The 16,574-nt window shown below is 69.2% G+C and carries 21 protein-coding genes; 11 read left to right on the forward strand and 10 right to left on the reverse strand.

Annotated elements, in window-relative coordinates; translation table 11 throughout:
• Positions 1-53 precede the first annotated feature (53 nt).
• Entirely contained in the window at positions 54-578 is a 525-nt protein-coding gene (locus RJT68_RS19075) for an adenylyltransferase/cytidyltransferase family protein (RefSeq protein ID WP_407038105.1), read from the reverse strand.
• Between the two features lie 46 nt (positions 579-624).
• On the reverse strand, positions 625-942 hold the full coding sequence (locus RJT68_RS19080) for a DUF7521 family protein (protein ID WP_407038106.1): 318 nt from the start codon (positions 940-942) through the stop codon (positions 625-627).
• A 413-nt stretch (positions 943-1,355) separates the two neighbouring features.
• On the opposite strand from RJT68_RS19080, the gene RJT68_RS19085 reads away from it, so the two are divergent.
• On the forward strand, positions 1,356-2,522 hold the full coding sequence (locus tag RJT68_RS19085) for an AI-2E family transporter (protein ID WP_407038107.1): 1,167 nt from the start codon (positions 1,356-1,358) through the stop codon (positions 2,520-2,522).
• 147 nt (positions 2,523-2,669) lie between these two features.
• A complete protein-coding gene (locus tag RJT68_RS19090; RefSeq protein ID WP_407038108.1) occupies positions 2,670-3,245 on the forward strand; it encodes a DUF5518 domain-containing protein in 576 nt (191 codons plus the stop codon).
• 15 nt (positions 3,246-3,260) lie between these two features.
• Here RJT68_RS19090 and RJT68_RS19095 read toward each other — a convergent pair whose 3' ends face one another.
• Both RJT68_RS19095 and RJT68_RS19100 read right to left on the reverse strand, forming a co-directional pair.
• Complete coding sequence (locus RJT68_RS19095) at positions 3,261-4,610, reverse strand: ABC transporter permease (protein WP_407038109.1); 1,350 nt, start codon at positions 4,608-4,610, stop codon at positions 3,261-3,263.
• A 3-nt stretch (positions 4,611-4,613) separates the two neighbouring features.
• The gene (locus tag RJT68_RS19100; protein WP_407038110.1) at positions 4,614-5,420 is read right to left on the reverse strand and encodes an ABC transporter ATP-binding protein; all 807 of its coding nucleotides are present in this window, start codon (positions 5,418-5,420) and stop codon (positions 4,614-4,616) included.
• A gap of 96 nt (positions 5,421-5,516) precedes the next feature.
• Here RJT68_RS19100 and RJT68_RS19105 point away from each other — a divergent pair, with 96 nt between their 5' ends.
• Both RJT68_RS19105 and rpiA read left to right on the forward strand, forming a co-directional pair.
• Positions 5,517-6,296, forward strand: a complete 780-nt coding sequence (locus RJT68_RS19105) for an enoyl-CoA hydratase/isomerase family protein (RefSeq protein WP_407038111.1) — start codon at positions 5,517-5,519, stop codon at positions 6,294-6,296.
• Positions 6,297-6,411: 115 nt separating this feature from the next.
• Positions 6,412-7,101 (forward strand): ribose-5-phosphate isomerase RpiA, encoded by a 690-nt coding sequence (rpiA, locus tag RJT68_RS19110; protein WP_407038112.1) that lies wholly within the window; start codon positions 6,412-6,414, stop codon positions 7,099-7,101.
• A 6-nt stretch (positions 7,102-7,107) separates the two neighbouring features.
• Here the strand turns inward: rpiA and RJT68_RS19115 are convergent, their stop codons facing one another.
• On the reverse strand, positions 7,108-7,533 hold the full coding sequence (locus tag RJT68_RS19115; protein ID WP_407038113.1) for a hypothetical protein: 426 nt from the start codon (positions 7,531-7,533) through the stop codon (positions 7,108-7,110).
• A 126-nt stretch (positions 7,534-7,659) separates the two neighbouring features.
• On the reverse strand, positions 7,660-8,121 hold the full coding sequence (locus tag RJT68_RS19120) for a hypothetical protein (RefSeq protein WP_407038114.1): 462 nt from the start codon (positions 8,119-8,121) through the stop codon (positions 7,660-7,662).
• 169 nt (positions 8,122-8,290) lie between these two features.
• Between RJT68_RS19120 and fni the strand changes: the two genes are divergently transcribed.
• On the forward strand, positions 8,291-9,358 hold the full coding sequence (fni, locus tag RJT68_RS19125) for a type 2 isopentenyl-diphosphate Delta-isomerase (RefSeq protein ID WP_407038115.1): 1,068 nt from the start codon (positions 8,291-8,293) through the stop codon (positions 9,356-9,358).
• A 126-nt stretch (positions 9,359-9,484) separates the two neighbouring features.
• Here fni and RJT68_RS19130 read toward each other — a convergent pair whose 3' ends face one another.
• Positions 9,485-9,652, reverse strand: a complete 168-nt coding sequence (locus tag RJT68_RS19130) for a DUF1931 family protein (RefSeq protein ID WP_008013450.1) — start codon at positions 9,650-9,652, stop codon at positions 9,485-9,487.
• A 244-nt stretch (positions 9,653-9,896) separates the two neighbouring features.
• Between RJT68_RS19130 and larB the strand changes: the two genes are divergently transcribed.
• From larB to RJT68_RS19155, 6 genes are all read left to right on the forward strand, one after another.
• On the forward strand, positions 9,897-10,667 hold the full coding sequence (gene larB / locus RJT68_RS19135; RefSeq protein ID WP_407038116.1) for a nickel pincer cofactor biosynthesis protein LarB: 771 nt from the start codon (positions 9,897-9,899) through the stop codon (positions 10,665-10,667).
• A gap of 103 nt (positions 10,668-10,770) precedes the next feature.
• Positions 10,771-10,920: a DUF7563 family protein gene (locus RJT68_RS21160; protein WP_455196262.1), complete on the forward strand. Its 150-nt coding sequence runs from the start codon at positions 10,771-10,773 to the stop codon at positions 10,918-10,920.
• Between the two features lie 89 nt (positions 10,921-11,009).
• Complete coding sequence (locus RJT68_RS19140) at positions 11,010-11,333, forward strand: GIY-YIG nuclease family protein (protein ID WP_407038117.1); 324 nt, start codon at positions 11,010-11,012, stop codon at positions 11,331-11,333.
• A gap of 85 nt (positions 11,334-11,418) precedes the next feature.
• Positions 11,419-12,483, forward strand: coding sequence for a hypothetical protein (locus RJT68_RS19145; protein ID WP_407038118.1), 1,065 nt, complete (start codon positions 11,419-11,421; stop codon positions 12,481-12,483).
• Positions 12,484-12,536: 53 nt separating this feature from the next.
• On the forward strand, positions 12,537-13,958 hold the full coding sequence (locus RJT68_RS19150) for a phosphoglucomutase/phosphomannomutase family protein (protein ID WP_407038119.1): 1,422 nt from the start codon (positions 12,537-12,539) through the stop codon (positions 13,956-13,958).
• Between the two features lie 96 nt (positions 13,959-14,054).
• Complete coding sequence (locus RJT68_RS19155; RefSeq protein WP_407038120.1) at positions 14,055-14,435, forward strand: hypothetical protein; 381 nt, start codon at positions 14,055-14,057, stop codon at positions 14,433-14,435.
• Positions 14,436-14,474: 39 nt separating this feature from the next.
• Here RJT68_RS19155 and cysE read toward each other — a convergent pair whose 3' ends face one another.
• The 3 genes from cysE to RJT68_RS19170 all read right to left on the reverse strand — a co-directional run bounded on the left by cysE (position 14,475) and on the right by RJT68_RS19170 (position 16,510).
• On the reverse strand, positions 14,475-14,984 hold the full coding sequence (gene cysE / locus RJT68_RS19160) for a serine O-acetyltransferase (RefSeq protein ID WP_407038121.1): 510 nt from the start codon (positions 14,982-14,984) through the stop codon (positions 14,475-14,477).
• Between the two features lie 203 nt (positions 14,985-15,187).
• Positions 15,188-15,847 (reverse strand): metallophosphoesterase family protein, encoded by a 660-nt coding sequence (locus RJT68_RS19165; RefSeq protein ID WP_407038122.1) that lies wholly within the window; start codon positions 15,845-15,847, stop codon positions 15,188-15,190.
• A 72-nt stretch (positions 15,848-15,919) separates the two neighbouring features.
• Positions 15,920-16,510, reverse strand: a complete 591-nt coding sequence (locus RJT68_RS19170; RefSeq protein WP_407038123.1) for an IMP cyclohydrolase — start codon at positions 16,508-16,510, stop codon at positions 15,920-15,922.
• Positions 16,511-16,574: the final 64 nt, after the last annotated feature.

Raw genomic sequence — 16,574 nt, forward strand, 5'->3', positions numbered from 1 at the left:
CTCGCGAGCTGACGCCGGACCGAGCGCAGCGAGCACCGATGCGCCCCGTCCGCTTACGGCGAGCGCGCGTCGACGGTTCGTCGCCGGCGGATCCGCGCTTTGATCTCGCTGCTCGAGAGTACCTCCCCGTCTCGCGGCTCGCGCGGACCCGCTCGCTCGACGCGACAGTCGATTCCCCAGGACTCGAGCATCGACTCGACCTCCCGTTCGTCGTGGTGCTGGTCGTAGCCCAGGACGAGCACGTCGGGATCGATCCGCCGAATCGGGACCGAGAAGTCGGACGGGTGGCCGAGGTGGACCTCGTCGACGACCTCGAGCGCGGCGACGGTATCTCGGCGCTGGCGGTCGGGGAGAACGGGCGTCGGCTTGTGGGTAACCGACTCGCGGCGAGCGACGACCACGTGCAGTTCGGACCCGAAGGTGGCGGCCTCCTCGAGGTAGTGGACGTGGCCGGGGTGGAGGAGGTCGAACGTTCCCTGGGCGACGACGCGGACCGGATCGGAGTCGAAGCAGGAGTCGTCGCCTCGGGTCGTCGCGGGGTCGTCGGCTCGAGTCGTATCCGCGCCGTCGGCGGTCATTCCGGCGTCGCCTCCGCGTGCGCTCCGACACTGGTTCCGGCCACCGTCACTTCGGCTTCGTCTTCGCGGACTTGATGGTGACGGTGCGGTCCGTCTCGGCGTACAGCGAGTAGAGGAGGACCGCGAAGCCGCCCGCCGTGAACGAACTCTGCAGGCTGACGCCGAGGGCCACGTCGCCGCCCAGCAGGTGGGCGAGGCCGCCGAGGATCGAGCCGACGATGATGAAGCCGAAGCCCACCGCGACGGCTCGCAGCGGCGGCGCCCCCGTCCGCCTGTAGGCGCGGAACGAAAGCAGCGCGACGGCCCCGCCGGTGATCAACGTGGCGGTGTTCGCTGCGGCGATGATCGCGGTGTACTCGTCCATGGTCGTCTCTCGGTTGCGGAGAGGCCGTCGGGACCGGCGCGGGAATCGGTCCGCGCCGGTCTCGACGGACCGCGCTCGAACTCGAGGGTATCTGCATCGGTTACTCACTTGAGTGGCGGTTTCCGTTCCCATGCCGAAAGAACGATCCCGAACCTGTTCGGATAGGGTGGCCGGGTCAGTTCGCCGTCGGGCGACGATCGACGACGCCGCGTTCGTCCGCCTCGAGGCGATCAGCCGCTCCCAACCGAAATCGCCGGTCACGCCTCGAGGGACGACTCCGGACCTCCCGCGAGGTCGTTTCAGGGGTTCGGCGGGGTTTTCTCACGCGGATCGGACGAGCCGGTCGAAGGGCCATCGACGGCTGACCGTCGTCGAGTCCGAACAGTTTTAGACTCACGACGAGACGCTCCACTGTGACTGCGAACCGCCGCTACGTGCTCGCCGGCGTGGTCCTCGCGCTCGGGCTCGTAACGGGTGTGATCCTCCTCGAGGTGCTCGGAACGATCACGCTCGCCCTGACGGTCGCGTACGTCCTCCTCCCGGTCGAGCGGTGGCTCGTCCGCCGGGGACTCTCCGAGTGGACGGCGTCGGCGTCGGCGACGTGCATCGGCTTTATGGGCGCCGTCGCCGTTTTCTCGCCCCTGTTCGTCGCGCTCTCGCTCCGACTCGAGGAGATGACCGAACTCGTCAGGGGGCTCCCGGCGGAGCTGTCGGTGACCGCCTTCGGCGGAACGATCACCGTCGAGACCGACGAGGTTCGGACCTACGCGGTGGACGTCATTCAGGACGTCGGTCTCTCGATCGCCGCCGAGCTACCGGTGCTCGCGATCAAGTTCACGCTGTTCGTCCTCCTCCTGTTCGCGATCATGTACAAGGGCGACGCCGCCGGTCGGGCCGCGATCGCGCCGGTTCCCATCGAGTACCGCGACGTGGTCTACGCGCTCGCTCGCCGGGCTCGCGAGACGTTGTACGCTATCTACGTCCTGCAGCTGGCGACGTCCGTGGCGACGCTGGCGGTCGCCTATCCGCTCTTCTGGGTGCTCGGTTACGACGCGGCGTTCGAACTCGCGATGATCGCCGGGATCCTCCAGTTTATCCCGATCCTGGGGCCGAGCATGCTCATCGCCCCAATCGCGATCTACCACGTCGCGGTCGGTGATCTAGTGGCGGGGGTCCTCGTCGCCGTCCTGGGCTTCGCCCTGATCGCATCGTTGCCGGACGTCGCGGTTCGCCCCCGCCTCGCCCGCCGATCCGCCAACCTGCCGGGGAGCCTCTACTTCGTGGGCTTCACCGGCGGTCTCTTCACCCTCGGGGCGATCGGCGTCGTCGTCGGCCCGCTCGTCGTCGCCGTCTTCGTCGAGGCCGTCGACCTCCTCGCCGACGAGGTGAACGCGAGCTACTCGTTCACGGACCACGTCGACGCCGCGACGGACGACGACGGTCCCGGCGATTCGAACGGGTACGTCGAGAGTGATTTCGACGGCGACGCTACCGACCCTGACGCCGACGACGGACCGCCGACCCTCGAGGCGGACGACGCCGCCCGAAGCGCCTCCGGCCCGTCCGCCTCGAACGACTGAGTCGCGCTCCCCCGCGACCGCCCGTCGCGCTTCCTACGACTGGCCGTCGCGGAGCCGCCAGGCCGACTCGCTCGCATCCACGGCCCGCGACCGGTGCCGGAGAGCGCCGCCCCGCGTTTTTTCGCGCCCGCCGTGCTTAGAACTAGCATGGTCCGGAAACGAACGCTCGTGAACGCGGTGATCGGGGCGGCGGTTTCCCTGCTCCTCTCGTTCATCCCGTTCTCGACGGTGCTCGGTGGTCTCGTCGCGGGCTTCCTCGAGGGGTCCGACGTCGGCGACGGCGCGGCCGCGGGGGCGCTCTCGGGGGCGATCGCGTTCCTGCCGATGGCGGCGTTCGCCTTCGCGATTCTCGCCTTCGTCGGCGTGGGCGTCGTCGCGAACGCGGTTCCCCTGAGCGGGCTGCTCGCGGTGATTCTGGTCGTCGCGTTCGTCACCACGATGATCTTCGCCTACACGGTCGGCCTCGCGCTGCTCGGCGGCGTCCTCGGGGTGATGGCCGCCGCCGAGTTCCCCCAGCACAGCCGCACCGCTCGCGAAACCCTCGGGATGGGGAGGGACGCCGAGACCGAGTACCGAACGGTCTCCGACGCGGAGTACCGGGCGGATCGTCGGACCGGGCCGGTAGACGATGATCGCACCGATTACGGGGTCCGCGATCGCCCCGAGGGCGAGGCAGACGAGCACCGCGAACCGGAGGGGGAGGCGACCGACCGGACCGAGTGATCGCTGCGAGCGCGCTCACTCGTACCTGAGCGCGTCGATCGGGTCCGTCCGCGCGGCGCGCCAGGCCGGGTACAGCCCCGAGGCGACGCCCACGACGATTCCGACGGCGACCGCGAGCGCGACGTACTCGTAGGGGTAGATCAGCGGCAGGTCGACGTACTGGACCCCGAGGTAGCCGCCGACCAGGCCGAGGCCGGTTCCCAGGATCGCGCCGACGACGCCGAGCACGATCGCCTCCGTCAGGAAGAGTCCGAGTACCTCCCTGTTCTGCGCGCCGACGGCTTTCATGATCCCGATCTCGCGGGTGCGCTCGGTCACCGACACCAGCATGATGTTCGCGATGCCGATCGAGCCGACCAGCAGCGAGATCGCGGCGATGCCGACGATGAAGTTCTGGAACAGGTCGAGCACGTCCTGCAACTGCTCGAGCAGCTCCGCGCTCGTCCGGAACGTCACCTCGAGGTCGTCGCCCATGAGCTCGCTCGCGTCCGACTCGTCGCTCTCCAGGTAGTCGATCGCGCTCTCGCGGGCGGCGTCGACGTCCGCCTCGTCGCTCGAGTGCGCCTCGATCACGACGGCGAGGAAGCGAGCCTGGTCGGCGCTTCCGTCCTGGCCACCGTCTCCCGCTCCGTCGGCCCCGTCGCCGTCTTCCGTCGTGTTGCCCTCGTCGCCGCCGTCATTTCCTCCGGGTTCCTCTCCGCCGATCGTCGACCCGACGAACTCCGTGTAGTAGGGATCGGTCGGGACGTACACCCGCGGGGAGGACTCGAACCCTTCGAACGGGCTGAGGCCGGCAGACGAGTCGGTGATCCCGACGACCTCGGCCGTCATCTCCTCGCCCCCGAGGAGGGTGATCGTCAGCTCGTCGCCGACGGTGAGGTTCTCTTCGAACATCCCCGCGGCGGCCGGGTTGACCACGGCCTCCCGCTCGCCGGCCTCGAACTGGCGCCCCTCGGCGATCTCCTCTTCGGGGACGTACGACGGCCCGGCGGCGACCAACCCCTCCGTCTGGGGTTGCGGTTCGCCCTCGTGGGCGAACGACTGGGTCTGCAGCGACGTGTAGCCGTAGGCGGCGTCGATCTCTTCGCGCTCCTCGAGCGCCTCGACGTCGTCCTGCGTGAACACCGGCTGGGCGCCGGCGAGCGGTCCCTCGTCGGTCTCCTCGGGCCCGGCCCAGCCGTAGACGTTTTGTCCCTCGTCCGGGCTGATGTCGCCGATAATCCCCGCTTGCAGGCTCGTCCCGAGCGTGACGAACGCGATCACCGCGGCCACGCCGATCACGATCCCGAGCGTCGTCAGCGCCGATCGGAGCTTGTGCCCCGCGATCGACCGCCAGGCCAGCCGGAGGTGCTCGAGCGGTCGCATCCGTCACTCCCCCGGGTCCGCGTCGGCGCGGACGTCTTCGCCGGACGGGTCGGATCCGAGCCCGGACCCGGACGGCGCCCGTCCCGGTTCGCCGAGTCGTTCGATCCGCTCGAGCTTCCCGTCGAGCAGGTGGACGACTCGACCCGCGCGCTCGGCGACGTGGCGCTCGTGGGTGACGACGATCATCGTCGCCCCGGCGTCGTGAAACTCGGCGAAGAGCTCGAGGATCCGGTCCTCGGTGTCGGTGTCGAGGTTGCCGGTCGGCTCGTCGGCGAGGACGATCGCCGGATCGTTCGCGAGCGCGCGGGCGAGCGCGACACGCTGACGCTGACCGCCCGAGAGCTCCTGGGGAAGGTGGTCCGTCCGGTCCCCGAGGCCGACGCGCTCGAGGAGGTCGCGGGCGCGCTCGCGCCGTTCGGCCCGCTCGACGTCCTGAAAGAGTTGGGGCAGGGCGACGTTCTCGAGGGCGGTCAGCCGGGGCATGAGGTTGAACGTCTGGAAGACGAAGCCGACCTCGGAGCCCCGGAGGTCGGTCCGCTCGCGGTCGTCGAGGTCGCTCACGTTGCGTCCGTCGACGACGACCGCGCCGTCCGTCGGCGTATCGAGACAGCCGATCAGGTTCATCAGCGTCGACTTCCCGGACCCGCTCGGGCCCATGATCGCGGTGTAGGAGCCCCGCGGGACCTCGAGGCTGACGCCGTCGATCGCGTGAACCGGTTCCGCCGTGTGGTACGTCTTGCGGACGTCTCGCAGTTCGACCGCGGCGTCCGCGCCGGTATCCGCGGTCGTATCCGCGTCCGTGGTTCCCATAGGGGTTCGTCCACAACGGCGCCGAAAAACGTTCGTGGCGGTGCCTCGATCTCCCCCAACCGAACGCCTTTGCCGCCGGCCGGCGAGTGGCCGGTAATGACGTGGGACACCGTTTCCCTCGACTGGAACGACGCCGAGACGGTCGCGACGCTCACGGTCGACCGCCCCGAGGCGCTCAACGCGTTGAACGTCGAGACCCTCGAGGCGATGGGCGAGGCGCTCGCGACCGCGGCCGACGGCGACGCGCGGGCGCTCGTGCTCACCGGCGCCGGCGACGACGCGTTCATCGCCGGGGCGGACATCAAATACATGAAGGACCTCTCGGTCGCGGAGGCCCAGGAGTGGGGCGAACTCGGCCACGGCGTCGCCGACGCGCTCGAGGCGTTCCCCGCGCCGACGATCGCCGCGGTCAACGGCTACGCCTTCGGGGGCGGCTGCGAGATGGCGATCGCCTGCGACCTCCGGGTCGCCGCCGAGTCGGCGATTATCGGCAACACGGAGATCGACCTCGGGATCATCCCCGGCTGGGGCGCGACACAGCGCCTCCCGGAACTCGTCGGCGACGAGGTCGCCCGGCGAATGATCTACCTCGGCGAGCGCCTCGACGCCGAGAGCGCGGCCGAGGTCGGCCTCTTCGGCAAGGTCGTCCCGGACGACGACCTCGAGGTGGTCGCCGCCGAACTCGCCGAACGGATCGCCGAGAAGCCGGCGGTCGCGATGCGCGCCGCCAAGCAGTCGCTCAACCAGCGCCTCGAGGGGTCGCAGGCGGCCGGCCTGGACTACGAGAAGCGGGCGTTCGCGAGCCTCTTCGGAACGCACGACCAGCGCGAGGGAATGGACGCGTTCGTCGAGGATCGAGAGCCCGAGTTCGAGTGACCGTCCGGGAATCGACGGCGCGGCGCGCCGATCGACGGATCGGCCGCCTCGAGCGCACCCGCGACGGCCGCCTCGAGATGCAACGTTTTTGCCGTCGCCGCACGCTCGTCCGCGTATGAAGACAGCGGGCGGCTCGGACGCGGCGAAGCGACGCGCGGGCGAGCGGGGGGCCGAGGAGGTCGAGGACGGCTTCGTCGTCGGCCTCGGAACCGGGTCGACGACCGCCTACGCTATCGAGGCGATCGGACGCGCGGCCGAGGACGGCCTCGAGGTGCGCGGGATTCCGACCTCGTTCCAGTCCCGGCAACTCGCGCTCGAGGTGGGCATCCCCCTCGCGAGCCTCGACGCGGTCGACGGGATCGACCTGGCGATCGACGGCGCCGACCAGGTGGACGACGACGGGAACCTGATCAAGGGCGGCGGCGCGGCTCACGCGCGTGAGAAAATCGTCGACTCGGCCGCCGACCGGTTCGTCGTCGTCGCCGATCCCTCGAAACGGACGGCGACGCTCGACCGGTCGGTGCCGCTCGAGGTGCTCCCCGACGCCCACACCGTCGTCGCCGACCGCGTTCGGGAACTCGAGGGCGACCCGACGCTCCGGGACGCCGAGCGGAAGGACGGCCCGGTCGTCACCGACAACGGCAACCTCGTGCTCGACTGCGTATTCGGCCGGATCGACGATCCCGACGCGCTCGCGACGGCGCTCTCGCGGATTCCGGGCGTCGTCGAACACGGCCTCTTCGTCGACCTCGCGGACGCGACGTACGTGGGAACGGACGACGGCGTGGACGCGCTCGAGTACTAGATCGTCCTATTCTCGCTCGAACTCGTCGGCAGTGGCGGACCCTGCACGACCGGAAAACAGCGCGACCGCCAGGTACACCGCGCCGATCAGGCGGGTCGCGGGCCCGACCCAGGATCGCACCTCGAGGTTCTCCGGATTCTCGTAGGCGATCCGCAGGCCGAACTCGAGCGCCGACCGGGGGGCCAGCGCCATGGCCGCGCCGAGGAGCGCGGTCGCGCTCCTGAGGGCGCCTCCGGCGGACCGATCTCCGCCGGGACGGCGAAGCAAAAGCCAGCAGAAGAGCAGGCCCTCGAGGCGGGCGGTCGCGAGCGTCCAGGGCCTGAGGCGACCCGTGGTCGGGTTCGCGAAGGCGATGCGTTCGGCGCGGTCGACGATCGCCCGCGGGGCGACGACGTGGAGCGCAGACAGGCCGAGGAGCAAGGTTCGGAGCATGGACGTGTGTAGGAGGCGTGTCGGCAAAAATCCGCGTACGGTGTGCTCGAGGGAGCGGGGAACCGACGGATCGCTCTAACGTGTGGACGACGGGTGGGAAATCGGTGCGATCGCGATCGACGGGGGTCAGGCTCGCAGCAGCGGCTTCGACGTCGACTCCTCGCCGGATCGTTCGGCGCGCGGTTCCGGTCGTTCCGCCTCCGCCGATCCGGTCGCCCGCGAGAGCAGCGCGACGGTGACGTACACGATCCCGAGCAGGCGCGCCGCGGGGACGACGTACGGCTTCCACTCGAGGTCGGCCGTGTTCTCGTAGACCATCGCCTGGCTGAGGACGATGATGGGCTGGGGAACAACCGCGAGGATCACGCCGCCGACGCCCAGCAGCGTGCTGGCGAGGGTCGAACTCTTCCGGCCTCGGGCGAGCAGCCAGACGAAGAGGAAGCCCTCGAGGCGGGCCATGGCGATCGCCCACGGCCGCAGTTGCGCCTCGTTCGGGTTCTCGAGGCCGATCAGTTCGCACGCGCGGATGATCGGGCGGGGTCTGGCAATCTCGACCAGCCCGAAGCCGATCAGCAGTTTCCGGAGCATGGGCGTCTCCGTTAACACCGTGGAGCGGCAAAAAACGCGGTCCCGGTCGGAACGAAGGACGCGCTCCGACGAGGGGCGTCGTCGCCGTTCCGTCATCGCACCGGGACGGACGGGACGAATGGACATCTTTTCAAGACCGTGCCGCCACGTGACGCGTGGAGACGAAGCGATGCCCGAGACATCCGACAGGAAAGACGACCACATCCGCATCATCGAGGAAGAAGACGTCGAAACGTCGGGGACGGGGTTCGAGGACGTCGAACTCGTCCACGAGGCCCTCCCCGAGATCCACCGCGACGAGATCGACACGAGCGCGACCCTGTTCGGACGCGAACTCGAGGCGCCGATCGTCATCGAGAGCATGACCGGCGGGCACCCGAACACGACGAAGATCAACCGCGCGCTCGCGGAGGCGGCCCAGGAGACGGGCATCGCGATGGGCGTCGGCAGCCAGCGCGCCGGCCTCGAACTCGACGACGAGGCCCTCATCGAGTCCTACACCGTCGTCCGCGACGTCGCCCCGGACGCGTTCCTCTACGGCAACGTCGGCGCCGCTCAACTGCTCGAGTACGACGTGGGCGACGTCGAGGAGGCCGTCGAGATGATCGACGCGGACGCGATGGCGATCCACCTGAACTTCCTCCAGGAGGCCGTCCAGCCCGAAGGCGACGTCGACGCTCGCGGTTGCCTCGCCGAGATCGAGCGCGTGGCCGACGAACTCAGCGTCCCCGTGATCGTCAAGGAGACGGGCAACGGCATCTCGCGGTCGACGGCCGAGCGCCTCTCCGAGGCGGGCGTCGACGCCATCGACGTCGCCGGTAAGGGCGGAACGACGTGGTCGGGCATCGAGTCCTACCGCGCGGCGGCCGTGGGGGCGACGCGCCAGGAGCACGTCGGCCGGTTGTTCCGCGCCTGGGGCGTCCCCACGGCGGTGAGCACGCTCGAGGCGGCGAGCGCCCACGATTGCGTGATCGCCAGCGGCGGCGTCCGCTCGGGGCTCGACGTCGCGAAGGCGATCGCCCTCGGCGCGAACGCGGGCGGCCTCGCGAAGCCGTTCCTCGCGCCGGCCGGCCAGGGAACTGAGGCGGTCGTCGACCTGATCGAGACGCTCGTCCTCGAGTTGACGACCGCGATGTTCGTCACCGGTTGCGCCTCGGTCGCGGACCTCCGACACGTCGATTACGTCGTCCTCGGGCGGACGAGGGAGTACCTCGAGGGTCGCGAAACCTCTCGCTGAACCGGTACCCGGTCCCGGTACGACCGGCGACGCACCTCAGTCGTCGACGCGAAGAAGGCGCGGCCTACGAACGCGATCGCTCGTCGGGCGATTCGGCGCAAAAAACGAAACGACTGTGCTGGCTCCTTACAGGTCGCGGGGCTGGACCGTCTTCCGGTCGTTCGCCTCCGCACGCCGGGCGGCGTCGTCGAGCAGTTCGGAAACTTCCTCGTCGAGTGCGTCGTAGAAGTCCGAGGCGACGTTCTTGTCATCGAGCGCTTCCTTCACAGCGGCTTTGACGATAAGGTCTGCCATACGGTATAGCGCTTCCCGTTTTCATATTATAAGTGTTGTGGTTACGACCATCGAAATCGGGGTTGTAGCCCCCAGTTCGCCCGTTTCGGCACCCGATTCCACCGGAAAGTATATCAGCGATGAAGTAGCGAAACCGAATCGATCGCCGGAATTCGGGGAATTCCCGCTCGCGCGCGCCCGTCGAGGGTCCTCGCGCGCACTTCGGGTCGACGGATTCGAGTACGTGCGACGAGAACGGTCGGGCATGCGCGAACTCCTCGAGGCCGTCGCCGACGGCGACCTCTCGCCGACGCAGGCGGAAGCCGAACTCAGGGGCTACGTGACCGACGACGCGGGTCGCTTCGACGCCGCCCGACGGCGCCGACGCGGCATTCCGGAGGCGATCCTCGCGGAAGGGAAGACGGCCGACCAGGTCGTCTCGCTCGCGACGAGCGCCCTCGAGGCGACCGAGCACGCGCTCGTCACCCGCGTCTCCGACGAGCAGGCGGCGCGACTCGAGTCGGACCTCCCCGACGCGATTCCCGACGCGACCGTCGACCGTCGGGGCACGACCGTCGTCGCTCGCACGCCGGCGTACGAGTCGCCGTCGCTCGAGGCCAGGATCGCGATCGTCACTGCGGGTACCGTCGACGGCCCGATCGCCGACGAGGCGCAAGTCGTCTGCGAGGACGCCGGCGCGACCGTCGACCGGGTCGACGACGTCGGCGTCGCCGCCCTCGATCGAATCCTCGACCAGCTCGAGCGACTTCGGAGGGCCGACGTCGTGATCGTCGCCGCGGGACGGGAGGGGGCGCTCCCGACGGTCGTCGCCGGCCTCGTGGACGCACCCGTCATCGGCCTCCCCGTCTCGAGCGGATACGGTCACGGTGGTGACGGCGAGGCCGCCCTCTCGGGGCTGCTCCAGTCCTGTACCGTCCTCTCGGTCGTCAACGTCGACGCGGGCTTCGTCGCCGGCGCCCAGGCGTCGCTGATCGCCCGGGCGATCGACGGCCGAGACGAAACTGGCTTGGGGTAGCGTAAAAAAATCCTTCCAGAGTAGGAAAACCTAGCAGTGTTTGGGTAAGACTATTTATTCGGTCTCCCCATAGTTCCACGTGCCGGTGAAAACCGGCGTGACCATGCCCAGGTGTAATCACTGCGACGCGCACGTGTCCGAGCGCTTTGCGCGCGTGTTCGCCGACGAGCACGGTGTGATCCACGCGTGTATCAACTGCTCGGCGAACGCTGGTATCGCCGAAGTCGCACGAGAACGCGCTCGAGGGGCCTGACCCGACCCGCGACTCGAGCACCGCGACGACCGACCACCCGACTCTGCCAGACGAGGTACTTTTCCGCACCCCGGTCGAACCGACGAGCGATGGCCAGGGTAGCCGACGAGTCCGACGCCGAAGCCGTAGACGAACGCGAATTCGACGCGGAGGGAGTCCACATCGTCTACGTGATCGAGTGCGCCGACGGAACGCTCTACACCGGCTACACGACCGACCTGGACCGCCGGATCGCCGAGCACAACGCCGGCGACGGTGCGAAGTACACCCGCGGTCGGACGCCGGTTCGCCTTCGTTACCGCGAGCGGTACGACTCGAAGTCCGAAGCGATGTCCCGCGAGTACGAGATCAAGCAACTCACGCGCGCGGAGAAAGAACGACTGATCGGCCTCGGGCGGGATCGCGACGGTTGACCGGCTTCGAGGGAGGGGACTATCGGTCGGGTTCGATCGGCCGAACCCAAAAATAGATGCTATATCGCACCAAATGTTGGATGAAATGAACGTCGATATCGTCGACGACCTCCGCCAGCCGGAGTACACCGGCGAGAACCGGTGTCTCCCGTGTGCGGTGGTGAACCTCGTCATCGCCGCGCTGTTGAGCTCCGTCGTCGCCCGCAAGTCTCGACTCGGCGGCGCGATCGCCCTCGGCGTGTCGATCGCGCTGATCTACCTCCGCGGCTACCTCGTCCCCGGGACGCCGACGCTCACGAAGCGCTACCTGCCGCCGGAGGTCCTGCGCTGGTTCGGCAAGGACCCCGAGGCCGACCTCGAGGTGGCGAGCGGACTCGGCGGCCCAACGGGTGTGGCCGTCGCGGGTGATGAGTCCGTCGACGACGACGGTACCGCAGCGGCCGCCGACGCGACGGTGGCGGCCGACGGGAGCGAGGATACCGTCGAGGACGGGGACGCGACCGAAACGGACCCCTCCGCGACCGTCGACCTCGAGGAATACTTCCTCGCCCACGAGGTGCTCGAGCCCTGCGCGGACGAGGACGATCTCTGTCTCACCGACTCGTTCGAGGCGGCCTGGTTCGAGGAGATCGAACCGCTGGCGTCGGAATCCGTCGAGGAGATCGACCCCGCGGAGATCGCCGCGGCGTTCGGTCTGGAAGACGTGCCGGGGTCGGAAGACGGCGATAGCGGTGCGGACGTGTCGGACGAGGGGGACACCGAATCGGACGCGGGCAAACCCCATGGCGTCGAACTCGACGAAGCGACGTACGAACTCGAGTCGACGGGCGAAGCGTACGTCCTCCGGGCCGACTCGCGACGCGTCGGTCACTGGCCGTCCCGCGCGGCGCTCGTCGCCGACGTCGCCGCCAGTCGCGTCCTCGAGGCGTGGGTGCCCGACTGGAACGAGTACGAGCCCCACGTCAAGGGGACGATCCTCAACAGCCTCCGGATGTTCCTCGAGACGTGCCCGACCGGCGGCGAGATCCGGATGGGCGAGGAGACCGTCGAGTCCTGTTGTACCTCCCACACGGTCGTCGCCGTCACCTGCGAGGAGACGGGCGAGCGGCTGTTCGAGCAGCGCGTCGACACCATCGACGCCGACGCGTGAATCGTCACCCCGACGGCGTCGGCTTTTTCGCGGCGGCCGCCGATGTGCGGAGTATGGAGACGGAGACGGAGACCGAGGCGCAGGCGATCAGGTTCGGGACCGACGGCTGGCGGGCGACGCTCGAGGAGTTCACCGAGCCGCGCGTTCGGATGGTCGGTCAGGCAGTCGCCTCCTTCCTCCGCGAGGAGGGCCTCGAGGCCCCAATCGCGATCGGCTACGACGCCCGCGAGACCTCCCGCGGGTTCGCCGAGGAGTTAGCCCGGGTCTGCTGTGCGAACGGCTTCGACGTGCTGCTATCCGAACGGGACCGACCGACGCCGCTCGTCGCTCACGCGATCGTCGACCGCGGCCTCTCCGGAGCGCTCGTCGTCACCGCCTCGCACAACCCGCCGGAGTACAACGGCGTGAAGTTCATCCCCGAGGACGGCGCGCCGGCTCTCCCCGAGGTGATGGACGCCGTCGCTGAGCACCTCGAAGCGCCCGCCCCCCTCCCCGAGTCCGAGCACGGCACCGTGCGCGAGGTCGACTTCGCCGAGCCGCACGCCGACCACGTCCTCGAGCTGGTCGCGGAGATTACCGGCGCCGACCCCGACCTCTCGGGCCTGACGGTCGCCTACGACGCGATGCACGGCAGCGGCCGCGACGCGACCGACGCCCTGCTCGAGCGCTCCGGCGCGAGCGTCGAGCGCCTCCGCTGCGAGCGCGACTCCGAGTTCGGCGGGTCCGCACCGGAACCGGCGCCGGAGAACCTCGAGCGGCTGATCGAGACCGTCACCGACGCCGGCGCCGAGGTGGCGCTGGGGATCGCGAACGACGGCGACGCTGATCGCATCGCCGTCGTCACGCCCGAGCGGGGCTACCTCGACGAGAACCTGTTCTTAGCCGCGCTCTACGACTACCTGCTCGAGGACGACGCCGGTCCGGCGATCCGGACGGTTTCGACGACGTACCTGATCGATCGCGTCGCCGAGGCTCACGGCGAGGAGGTTTACGAGGTTCCCGTCGGCTTCAAGTGGGTCGCGAAGGCGATGGCCGAGCGCGACGCGCTGGTCGGCGGCGAGGAGTCGGGCGGATTCACCGTCCGCGGCCACGTCCGGGAGAAAGACGGCGTCGCGATGGCCCTGCTGGCTGCCGCGATGCACGCCGAGGAGTCCCTCGACGACCGCGTCGATCGCCTCCTCGAGGAACACGGCGCCGTCGTCCAGGACAAGATCAGCGTCGCCTGTCCGGACGCCGAGAAGGCGCGGGTCCTCTCGGACCTCGAGGCGGAGATCCCCGGCGACGTCGCCGGGACGCCGGTCGAGAACGTCAACACCGACGACGGATTCAAGCTCCTGCTCGCGGACGGCTCGTGGCTGCTCGTCCGCCCGAGCGGAACGGAGCCCGTACTCCGGGTGTACGCCGAGGCAACCGATCGCGAGCGAGTCGAGTCGTTACTCGAGGCGGGTCGACAGCTGGTCGAACCGCTGGTCTGAGTCGGCGGCCGACCGAGGAGCGCCGGCGGCCATCGCCAATCGCGGGTTGCGCTCTCCGGGTCGCTCTTTACCGGCGTCGGTCTCCACGGTAGGGACATGAGTGGACAGAAGCGCGAACGCGAGGACGCGGCCTACACCGAGTTGACCCCCGACGCCTGGCACCAGGACGACGAGGGCAACTACTACATCGACTGCCCGGAGTGCGGATCGGCGGCGACGCTGATGAACGTCGTCACGCACGGCCGGTGCAACGGCTACCTGAACCAGCGGGAAGAGGAGACCGAAGTCGACGAGGAGGCGATGGACTGCACGGCGAAGCTCTGGTTCGAACTCGGCTACGTCTCCGATCCCGACGAGACGATGACCGACGAGGCCGTCGGCGAGTCGGCGAGCGACGCCGAGACGGGCGAGGGCGTTCCGGGGGACGGCGAACCGGTGCCCGGCTCCGACGGCGTGGTCGGCGAAGAACAGGGGTGAGGAGGGCCGGCGGGACGACCTCGTCGTCCCGCCACCGACTCAATCGACGCGCTTCGCGGGAACGCCGGCGACGGTCGCCCCCGGTTCGACGTCTCGAGTGAGCACCGACCCGGCGCCGACGGTCGCGCCTTCGCCGACGGTGATATCGCCGAGCAGCGTCGCGTTCGCCCCGATCTGGACGCCGCCTTCGATAGTCGGGTGGCGCTTGACCGGTTCGTTCGTGTCGCCGCCGAGGGTCACCCCGTGGTACATGTGGACGTCGTCGCCGATTTCGGCCGTCTCGCCGATGACGACGCCCATCCCGTGGTCGATCGTGACCCGGCGTCCGATCATCGCGCCGGGGTGGATCTCGACGCCGGTCAGCAAGCGGACGACGTGGGAGAACAGCCGCGCCGTCAGCCGAAAGCCGCGTTTCCAGAACGCGTGTGCGAGCACGTGGGCCCAGATGGCGTGCATGCCCGGATACGTCAGCAGGACTTCGAGGCGACTCGAGGCGGCCGGGTCGCGGGCGATCATCGCCCGGACGTCCTCACGGACGCGCCCGAGCATGGTCCTTCGCGTCGCGGCGCGTCGATCGTCGGCGCTGTTCCGACCGGGGTGAACGGATTCGGAACGGTCGACAAGGGCCGGCCACGTCGCGAACGCGTCGCTCTCGAGCGATCCGAGCGGTGTGGCCGGTGTGGCTCATACCGGTCCCTTGTCCGCTTCCCCGTAAAAAGATTCGTTTCTCGGATCGACGGTCAGGTCGGCTTTCACTTTCCGCGCGCGAGGCGGCTCCCGAGTTGCGACGGGAGCCCCGCCTCCGCGACCGCCTCCTGGACCGCCTCGACGTCGTACTCGACGCGATGGGTGTCGACGGTGAGCGCCTCGAGGTCGACAACGGCGTATGCGGCCCGCGGATCGCCTTCCCGCGGCTGGCCGACGCTGCCGGGATTGACGACGATCCCCTCGGAATACTGTTCGGCGTGCTGGACGTGGGTGTGGCCCAGCACGAGGACGTCCTCGTCCTCGAGCAGTCGCGGCGAGAACTCCTCGGGGTACGTGTAGCGATCTGGATCGTCCGGGTGCCCGTGGACGAGTTTCACCCGTTCGTCGAACTCGAGGCGCTCTGTGGGGAGTGACTCGAGCCACGCGCGCTGCTCGTCGTCGAGTTCCGTTCGCGCGTGTTCGACCCCCGCACGAGCCATGCTGTTGAAGCGGAACGCAGATCCCTCGACGACCGCGACGTCGTGGTTGCCGAGCACCGTCGGTACCTCGCGCTCGCGGAGTTCGTCGACGCACTCGGCCGGCCACGGGTTGTACCCCACCACGTCGCCGGCGCAGGCGAGCGCGTCGACCTCGGGCATGTCCTCGAACACCGCCTCGAGGGCGACCAGGTTTCCGTGGACGTCCGAGATGAGTCCGACCCTCATACTCGAGAGTCACGCGGGGGATCGGTTTGTAGCTTGGGCGAAACCGGGGCGGATCCGTTTCGGGCGAGACCGTCAGTCGCCGTTCTCGATCGCCGTCTCGAAGCCGTCGTCGGTCAGTGCGACCCCTGCCGCGCAGACGGCGTGTTCGAACTCGAGGTCGTAGGCCTCGCTCGCGGCATCTGCGGCCGTCTCGGCGTCGAAGTCGAACGGCTCCGGACTGTCCTTCTCGTACGTGGCCACGAGCGTCGGCTCCTCGACGGTCTCGACGATGAGGGCGTCCTTCCGAACCGTGCCGATCAGGGCCTCCCCCTCGTCGTCGATGGTCGCGGCGATCCGCGGCGTGTCGTAGTCGTCCTTCTCGTAGTCGAGGGCGAGCAGGCTCTCCGCGAGGGCGTCTCGAGCGGGGTAGCCGAGCTCGAGCTTCTCGGCGATGGGGTCCACCTGCGAGCCGTTGCCGAAGGCGGCCGTTTCGCCCGTCGGCGTCTCGACGACGCGCAGACAGTTGTACGAGACGTACGGGTTGTCCGTCTCGGGGGCGTCCTCGGTCGGGCCAACGGTCAGGGCCTCACCCCGGTCGGTGATCTGGCGGTTGGGGAACGATCTCGAGGAGACGCGGTAGGCGCCGACCCCGGGGCCGACGACGACGAACCGTCCGACGTACATGCTCGAAACTGAGTGGGAGAGACGAAAAGGGGTATCGGTTCGCGGTTGAACGACCGGTTTCGGC

The organism is Halovalidus salilacus (assembly GCF_031852275.1).
In the GTDB taxonomy this organism is placed as follows: Archaea; Halobacteriota; Halobacteria; order Halobacteriales; family Natrialbaceae; genus Halovalidus; species Halovalidus salilacus.

Bases quoted from the DNA above. Each gene is read 5' to 3' on its own strand.
- RJT68_RS19075 (WP_407038105.1), bottom strand. From the start codon at position 578: ATGACCGCCGACGGCGCGGATACGACTCGAGCCGACGACCCCGCGACG.
- RJT68_RS19080 (WP_407038106.1), bottom strand. From the start codon at position 942: ATGGACGAGTACACCGCGATCATCGCCGCAGCGAACACCGCCACGTTG.
- RJT68_RS19090 (WP_407038108.1), top strand. From the start codon at position 2,670: ATGGTCCGGAAACGAACGCTCGTGAACGCGGTGATCGGGGCGGCGGTT.
- RJT68_RS19095 (WP_407038109.1), bottom strand. From the start codon at position 4,610: ATGCGACCGCTCGAGCACCTCCGGCTGGCCTGGCGGTCGATCGCGGGG.
- RJT68_RS19100 (WP_407038110.1), bottom strand. From the start codon at position 5,420: ATGGGAACCACGGACGCGGATACGACCGCGGATACCGGCGCGGACGCC.
- RJT68_RS19105 (WP_407038111.1), top strand. From the start codon at position 5,517: ATGACGTGGGACACCGTTTCCCTCGACTGGAACGACGCCGAGACGGTC.
- rpiA (WP_407038112.1), top strand. From the start codon at position 6,412: ATGAAGACAGCGGGCGGCTCGGACGCGGCGAAGCGACGCGCGGGCGAG.
- RJT68_RS19115 (WP_407038113.1), bottom strand. From the start codon at position 7,533: ATGCTCCGAACCTTGCTCCTCGGCCTGTCTGCGCTCCACGTCGTCGCC.
- RJT68_RS19120 (WP_407038114.1), bottom strand. From the start codon at position 8,121: ATGCTCCGGAAACTGCTGATCGGCTTCGGGCTGGTCGAGATTGCCAGA.
- fni (WP_407038115.1), top strand. From the start codon at position 8,291: ATGCCCGAGACATCCGACAGGAAAGACGACCACATCCGCATCATCGAG.
- RJT68_RS19130 (WP_008013450.1), bottom strand. From the start codon at position 9,652: ATGGCAGACCTTATCGTCAAAGCCGCTGTGAAGGAAGCGCTCGATGAC.
- larB (WP_407038116.1), top strand. From the start codon at position 9,897: ATGCGCGAACTCCTCGAGGCCGTCGCCGACGGCGACCTCTCGCCGACG.
- RJT68_RS21160 (WP_455196262.1), top strand. From the start codon at position 10,771: ATGCCCAGGTGTAATCACTGCGACGCGCACGTGTCCGAGCGCTTTGCG.
- RJT68_RS19140 (WP_407038117.1), top strand. From the start codon at position 11,010: ATGGCCAGGGTAGCCGACGAGTCCGACGCCGAAGCCGTAGACGAACGC.
- RJT68_RS19145 (WP_407038118.1), top strand. From the start codon at position 11,419: ATGAACGTCGATATCGTCGACGACCTCCGCCAGCCGGAGTACACCGGC.
- RJT68_RS19150 (WP_407038119.1), top strand. From the start codon at position 12,537: ATGGAGACGGAGACGGAGACCGAGGCGCAGGCGATCAGGTTCGGGACC.
- RJT68_RS19155 (WP_407038120.1), top strand. From the start codon at position 14,055: ATGAGTGGACAGAAGCGCGAACGCGAGGACGCGGCCTACACCGAGTTG.
- cysE (WP_407038121.1), bottom strand. From the start codon at position 14,984: ATGCTCGGGCGCGTCCGTGAGGACGTCCGGGCGATGATCGCCCGCGAC.
- RJT68_RS19165 (WP_407038122.1), bottom strand. From the start codon at position 15,847: ATGAGGGTCGGACTCATCTCGGACGTCCACGGAAACCTGGTCGCCCTC.
- RJT68_RS19170 (WP_407038123.1), bottom strand. From the start codon at position 16,510: ATGTACGTCGGACGGTTCGTCGTCGTCGGCCCCGGGGTCGGCGCCTAC.